Origin of the sequence: Caballeronia sp. (assembly GCF_049581465.1) — a bacterium.
In the GTDB taxonomy this organism is placed as follows: domain Bacteria; phylum Pseudomonadota; class Gammaproteobacteria; order Burkholderiales; family Burkholderiaceae; genus Caballeronia.
This window is the reverse complement of the sequence record NZ_JBAUSA010000555.1, coordinates 1-5,474: the sequence shown is the minus strand read 5'-3', so window position 1 is coordinate 5,474 and position 5,474 is coordinate 1. Positions and strand designations below refer to the sequence as shown.

Annotated in this window: 7 protein-coding genes and 1 pseudogene; 3 read left to right on the top strand and 5 right to left on the bottom strand. The window is 63.4% G+C overall.

The window, feature by feature from the left end; translation table 11 throughout:
• The 3 genes and pseudogenes from WCA53_RS13695 to WCA53_RS13685 form a co-directional block, all read left to right on the top strand.
• A pseudogene (locus tag WCA53_RS13695) lies at positions 1 to 187 on the top strand (adenosylcobinamide-phosphate synthase CbiB); the annotation flags it as partial.
• Positions 180 to 1,181 (top strand): threonine-phosphate decarboxylase CobD, encoded by a 1,002-nt coding sequence (cobD, locus tag WCA53_RS13690; protein ID WP_423910969.1) that lies wholly within the window; start codon positions 180 to 182, stop codon positions 1,179 to 1,181. The pseudogene WCA53_RS13695 and the gene cobD, both read left to right, overlap by 8 nt.
• A gap of 40 nt (positions 1,182 to 1,221) precedes the next feature.
• Positions 1,222 to 2,127, top strand: a complete 906-nt coding sequence (locus tag WCA53_RS13685; protein ID WP_423910966.1) for a cobalamin-binding protein — start codon at positions 1,222 to 1,224, stop codon at positions 2,125 to 2,127.
• Between the two features lie 13 nt (positions 2,128 to 2,140).
• Here WCA53_RS13685 and cobC read toward each other — a convergent pair whose 3' ends face one another.
• The 5 genes from cobC to WCA53_RS13660 all read right to left on the bottom strand — a co-directional run.
• Positions 2,141 to 2,707, bottom strand: a complete 567-nt coding sequence (gene cobC, locus WCA53_RS13680; RefSeq protein WP_423910963.1) for an alpha-ribazole phosphatase family protein — start codon at positions 2,705 to 2,707, stop codon at positions 2,141 to 2,143.
• On the bottom strand, positions 2,692 to 3,453 hold the full coding sequence (locus tag WCA53_RS13675) for an adenosylcobinamide-GDP ribazoletransferase (protein WP_423910977.1): 762 nt from the start codon (positions 3,451 to 3,453) through the stop codon (positions 2,692 to 2,694). Before WCA53_RS13675 ends, cobC begins: the two co-directional genes overlap by 16 nt.
• 16 nt (positions 3,454 to 3,469) lie before the next feature.
• Positions 3,470 to 4,531 (bottom strand): nicotinate-nucleotide--dimethylbenzimidazole phosphoribosyltransferase, encoded by a 1,062-nt coding sequence (cobT, locus tag WCA53_RS13670; RefSeq protein WP_423910960.1) that lies wholly within the window; start codon positions 4,529 to 4,531, stop codon positions 3,470 to 3,472.
• Positions 4,528 to 5,313 carry an ABC transporter ATP-binding protein gene (locus WCA53_RS13665; protein ID WP_423910955.1) on the bottom strand — a complete coding sequence of 262 codons (786 nt, stop codon included), beginning with the start codon at positions 5,311 to 5,313 and terminating at the stop codon, positions 4,528 to 4,530. The genes cobT and WCA53_RS13665 overlap by 4 nt, the downstream gene beginning before the upstream one ends.
• Positions 5,310 to 5,474: iron chelate uptake ABC transporter family permease subunit (locus WCA53_RS13660; protein ID WP_423910974.1), on the bottom strand; the 165-nt coding region annotated here is incomplete at its 5' end. The genes WCA53_RS13660 and WCA53_RS13665, both read right to left, overlap by 4 nt.

Below are 5,474 nucleotides of genomic sequence, written 5' to 3'. Positions count from 1 at the left end.
GAACGTGATGCTCGGCGGCGCAGCGATTTATCACGGCGCGCTCGAAGCGCGGCCGGTGCTCGGCTTCGGCAAGACGGCGGCGCCCCGCCACGTGGTCGCGGCCATGCGCCTCGTCGAGCGAACGATCCTGCTTTGGCTCGTAGTTCTACTGGCTTGCGCTTTTTTGGGCGGCGGCCCCCATGGCTGAACCCATCCGGCATGGCGGCGATTTGCGCGAAGCCGCACGTCGATATGGGATCGAACTGGGCGACTGGCTCGATTTATCGACGGGGATCAATCCGCGCGCGTATCCCGTTCCGCCCGTGCCCGTGGACGCATGGCGCCGCTTGCCCGAAGACGCCGATGGCCTCGCCGAACTGGCAGCCCTTCACTATGGAGCGCCGGGCGCGCTGCCGGTTGCCGGCAGTCAAGCTGCGATCCGCGCGTTGCCGGGCTTGTTGCCAATCGGTGTCGTAGGCGTCGCGCCGCTCACGTACGGCGAATACGCACCCGCCTTCGAGCGCGCGGGGCATCGCGTTGAACCGCTCGATATTTCCGCCGAGACCTTGTCCGCTGGCATCGATCATGTGATCGTCGGGAATCCGAACAATCCGACGACCGAGCGCATCGGCCGGGACGTATTGCTGCGATGGCATTCACAACTCACGGCGCGCGGCGGCACGCTCATCGTCGATGAAGCTTTCGCCGATGCTTACGATGACCCCACCGCGAATCGATCACTCGCAGCCGAAAGCGGCCGCGACGGGCTGGTCGTGCTGCGTTCGGTCGGCAAGTTTTATGGGCTCGCGGGGATCCGCGCGGGTTTCGTACTCTCGGCGCGACCGCTACGCGATGCCTTGCACAATGAGCTCGGAGCATGGACGGTCAGTGGTCCCGCGCGTCACGCGATTCAGGCCGCATTCAAAGACTACGCCTGGCAAGCCGAAACGCGTACGGTGCTGAAGAGGGAAAGCGCGCGACTCGCGGAGCTTGTCGGCCAACAAGGTTTCGATGCGCACACCACGCCGCTTTTCGTCTGGTTCGAAACGCAACACGCGGCTGCGTTGCACCATGCGCTGGCGTCGAAGGGGATCTGGACACGGCTCTTCGAGCACGGACCGACACCCAGCTTGCGGATTGGATTGACGGGAACGGCCGAGGAATGGACACGCTTCGCGGCAGCGTTCGAGACCTTGACGTGATTCTTTTCCACCGCCATCTCGCCATTAATAAAGACTCCGCATGAGCTTGCTTCCCCGTGTTGTTCTGTTGTGCTGCCTGGCCGTGTCGGCAGGAACATCGCACGCCGAAACACTTTCAGTCACCGATGATTCGGGCGCGGCCGTCACCCTCGCCGCTCCAGCGCAACGCATTGTGAGCCTGGCGCCCCACGTCACCGAACTTCTCTACGCGGCCGGCGGCGGCGCGCGAATTGTCGGCGCTGTCAGCTATAGCGATTACCCACCGCAGGCGAAATCGATACCCCGCGTCGGCGACAACAAATCGCTCGACCTCGAACGCATCGTCGCGATGAAGCCAGACCTGATCGTCGTGTGGCGCCATGGCAATGCGATGCGGCAAATCGATCGCCTGCGCGAATTGCACATCCCGCTGTTCTTCAGCGAACCGCACAAGCTGCAAGATATCCCCGCGACCATCGACAAGCTCGGGCACTTGCTGGGAACTGAACAACAGGCGAGCGCAGCGTCAAGCGCGTTTCGCCGCGATATCGCAAGCTTGCGCGCGCATTACGCGAACCGGCCGCCGGTGAGTGTGTTCTATCAGGTCTGGGACGATCCGCTGATGACGCTCAATGGCGAGCACATACTGAGCGAAGTCATCGAAGTGTGTGGCGGCAAGAACGTGTTTGCCGATCTGAAGCCGCTTGTGCCCACGATCTCGACCGAAGCCGTGCTCGCCGCCAATCCGGAAGCGATCGTCACCGCGACGCCCGGCGCGACGAATTCGGAACACGCCCTGCCCTCGCTCGACACATGGCGCAAATGGCCTTCGATGACAGCCGTCGCGCGCAACAATCTCTTCGGTATCGACGGCGATCTGATCAACCGTCCGACACCCCGTCTTGCGCTCGGCGCGGCGGCCTTGTGCGAGGATCTCGACGCCGCGAGAAGTCGCCGCCCGAACTGAGCATGCGTGAAGATCAAGCGTTCCACCGCACGAGCAGCCACTCGCCGCGCACGCGTCTTAACCAGACGATCGCGCCGAAATCCAGCGGCCATTGAATAACATTCGCTCGCGGGACTCCTAGCAATTGCCCGGTCAGCACCCGGATGACGCCGGCGTGCGTGATCGCGTGAACAGGGCGGCCATCGCGACTGATTTCATCGATCCAGCTTGAAACCCGCAATGCCAATTGCGCGACGCTTTCGCCGCCGTGGGCGCGCGAATGGTCCAGGTCTGCCGCCCACGTATCCAGCAACGCGCGATCCAGACCATCCCATCGCCTCTTTTCCCACGAGCCAAAATTAAGTTCCTGCAAACGCGCGTCGACGTGAACGTGACCTATCGCTTCGGCCAGCAAACGGCATCGGCTCAGCGGACTCGTGTGCCAGCCGCCTTTGACTGGCGGCACATTGAGCGCTAGCAATCGCTCGCCTAAGATACGCGCGGATTCGGCCGCATCGCAGAGAAGCGGGACATCGGTGGCGCCATAGCAAATCCCGGCATCGATATTGACAGCCGGATGGCGAATCAGGATGAGATCCATGCGAGCCCGATCAAATAGATAAGGAGTTCGAAGCACTGTTGCGCAAAGCCCAGGCAATCACCGGTATATCCTCCGATGCGCCTGACGAAGTAGCGCCCAAGCATAAGCCGACCCGCCCCAAGCGCCGCGATCATCACGCAACCGAGCCGCCAGTCGGGCCAGAAAAGCCAGGGCAATCCGAATACGGCGGCGAGCAGGAACGCGCCCGCGCTCATCTTCTGCGCGACCGGTTTTGCCTTGCCTTCGGCACGAACGTAATCGAGCGTGCAGAGATAGCTGATGGCGAAGGTGCGGCTCGCGGCGTGTGCCACGACGATCAGCCACGCGCAGCGCAGCGGGGGTATCGAAGCGAGGGTCTGCCATTTCAACGCGAGCACGACGATCAACGCAATCGCCCCAAATGCGCCGATGCGCGAATCGCGCATGATGCGCAATGCGTCGTCGCGGGTGTAGGCGCCGCCAAAGGCATCGGCGCAGTCCGCGAGACCGTCTTCGTGGAACGCGCCCGTGCACCACAACGTCGCCGCCATCGACAACAACACGGCCACGCCAGCCGGAAACGCATGCAGCGCCGCGAGATAGACAATCGCACCGAGCGCGCCGACCAGCACGCCGATCAAGGGAAAATAGCGCGCCGCCGCGTCCATGTAGTGCGCTTCGAAGCCGACCCAACGCGGCACCGGCACGCGCGTGAAATACCCGAGCGCGGTGAAAAAATAGCGGAGTTCCTGCATCGGCCGGCTCATGGTCGTCATGGTCGTATCAGACGCCCTTATCCGATACACCCGCCGATTCGAAGCTCGCCATTTCATCGACGAAAGCAACCGCCGCGCGCAACAACGGCAACGCGAGCGCCGCGCCCGTTCCTTCGCCAAGCCGCAAGCCGAGTTCGAGCAAGGGCGCGGCACCCAAATGCTCAAGCATCCGCCGATGCCCCGCCTCGCCCGACGTGTGGGCGAACACGCAGTAGTCGAGGACCGCGGGACACACAGCGTGCGCGACCAGCAATGCCGACGTCACGATGAACCCATCGACGAGAATCGTCATGCGCGCCTCAGCCGCCGCGAGGAATGCGCCCGTAATCATCGCGATTTCGAAGCCGCCGAAAGTCGCGAGGGTATCGAGTGGATCGGCGGACTTCGGGTGCCTGGCGAGTGCCACAGCGAGCACCTCGCGTTTGTGAATCAAACCGGCGTCGTCGAGTCCCGTGCCGCGCCCGACGCAGGCATCGATTGGCAAATCGCACAGCCGGCTCATCAGGCACGCCGCCGCCGATGTGTTCGCGATCCCCATTTCGCCAAAGCCGATCACGTTGGTCCCGAGCGCCGCGTGATGGCGCACGCGCTCGGCGCCGCGCGCGATTGCAAGCAAGGTTTCGTCGCGGGTCATCGCCGGTTCGTGCGCGAAGTTACGCGTGCCGCCGCGCCGGATCGCGGCGTCGATAAGTCCCGCTGCAGGAGGCAATGCGCTCGCCACGCCCGCGTCCACGACTTCCAGCGACATCCCCGCCGCCCGCGACAGCGCGTTGATCGCCGCGCCGCCGCCCAGGAAATTCGCGACCATCTGAACGGTGACTTCCTGGGGATACGGACTCACGCCTTCGGATGCAATGCCATGATCGGCGGCGAACACGATCACTGCAGGACGTTCAATACGTGGTCGCAGCGTCCGCTGGATCAGGCCCATTTGCAGCGCGAGCGATTCGATCCGCCCGAGACTACCGGGAGGTTTCGTCTTCGTATCGATCACATGTTGCAACTCGGGCGTCATCGATCGATCCAGCGGTTCGGGATTTGGCAGGGTGGCGTGCATGTCTTTGGTCATGAGGAAGTTGATCGAATCACGGGCACGAGCGCTTCGTGTCCGTCCTGTTCAATGAGCTTGAGCGGATAGCCGAACGCGGCGCTCGCACGTTCGGGCGTGAGCACATCCCGCACACGTCCCGCATGCGCCAGGCCGGCGCCATCGAGCAGTAATGCATGCGTGGCGAAGCGGCGCGCAAGGTTGAGATCGTGACACGAGAAAATCACGCATCGGTCGTTCGATTTGGTCCATACGCTCAACGCTTCGAGGCAATCGATTTGATGGTGCAGATCGAGATGCGCGAGTGGTTCATCGAGTAATAGCAGCGGCGCGTCCTGGCACAGCGTCGCGGCCAGCGACACGCGCTGGCGCTCCCCGCCCGACAGCGAAAGAACGTCGCGGGACGCAAAGTCGGCAAGCTTCAGGGTATCCAGCGCCGCGTGCGCAGCGGCGCGATCCGCATCGCTTTCCCAGCCCCAGCCGGTCAAATGAGGAAAGCGGCTAAGCATGACGGTGTCGAGAACGCTGGCGCTAAAGGCGTCGTGCGAAGCTTGCGGCATCAACGCGCGTCGACGAGCCAGTTTGCTCGAACGCCATTGACCCAACTCCGTTTCATCCAGAAGGATATCTCCCGAAGCCGCCTTCGATACACCCGCCAGCGCCGCGATCAGCGTCGTCTTGCCAGCGCCGTTCGGACCCGCCACGCACCACATTTCCCCCGATGAAAACGTTTGCGAAAGATCGGCGATCAACACCCGGCCTCCTGCGCGCAACGTGAGATGACTGACGCGAAGATCGTTCATGGCGCACGCCTCAGCAGCATCCACAAGAACATGGGCACACCGACCAGCGCGGTAATAACACCGACCGGCAACTGCGCCGGCGCGATCACCGTGCGCGCAACGAGATCGCATCCCATCACCGCGACACCGCCCGCGAGCGCCGCCGCCGGCAACAGCATGCG

Excerpts from the sequence above, each read along its gene's own strand:
- cobD (WP_423910969.1), top strand. The coding sequence starts at position 180 with ATGGCTGAACCCATCCGGCATGGCGGCGATTTGCGCGAAGCCGCACGT.
- WCA53_RS13685 (WP_423910966.1), top strand. The coding sequence starts at position 1,222 with ATGAGCTTGCTTCCCCGTGTTGTTCTGTTGTGCTGCCTGGCCGTGTCG.
- cobC (WP_423910963.1), bottom strand. The coding sequence starts at position 2,707 with ATGGATCTCATCCTGATTCGCCATCCGGCTGTCAATATCGATGCCGGG.
- WCA53_RS13675 (WP_423910977.1), bottom strand. The coding sequence starts at position 3,453 with ATGAGCCGGCCGATGCAGGAACTCCGCTATTTTTTCACCGCGCTCGGG.
- cobT (WP_423910960.1), bottom strand. The coding sequence starts at position 4,531 with ATGACCAAAGACATGCACGCCACCCTGCCAAATCCCGAACCGCTGGAT.
- WCA53_RS13665 (WP_423910955.1), bottom strand. The coding sequence starts at position 5,313 with ATGAACGATCTTCGCGTCAGTCATCTCACGTTGCGCGCAGGAGGCCGG.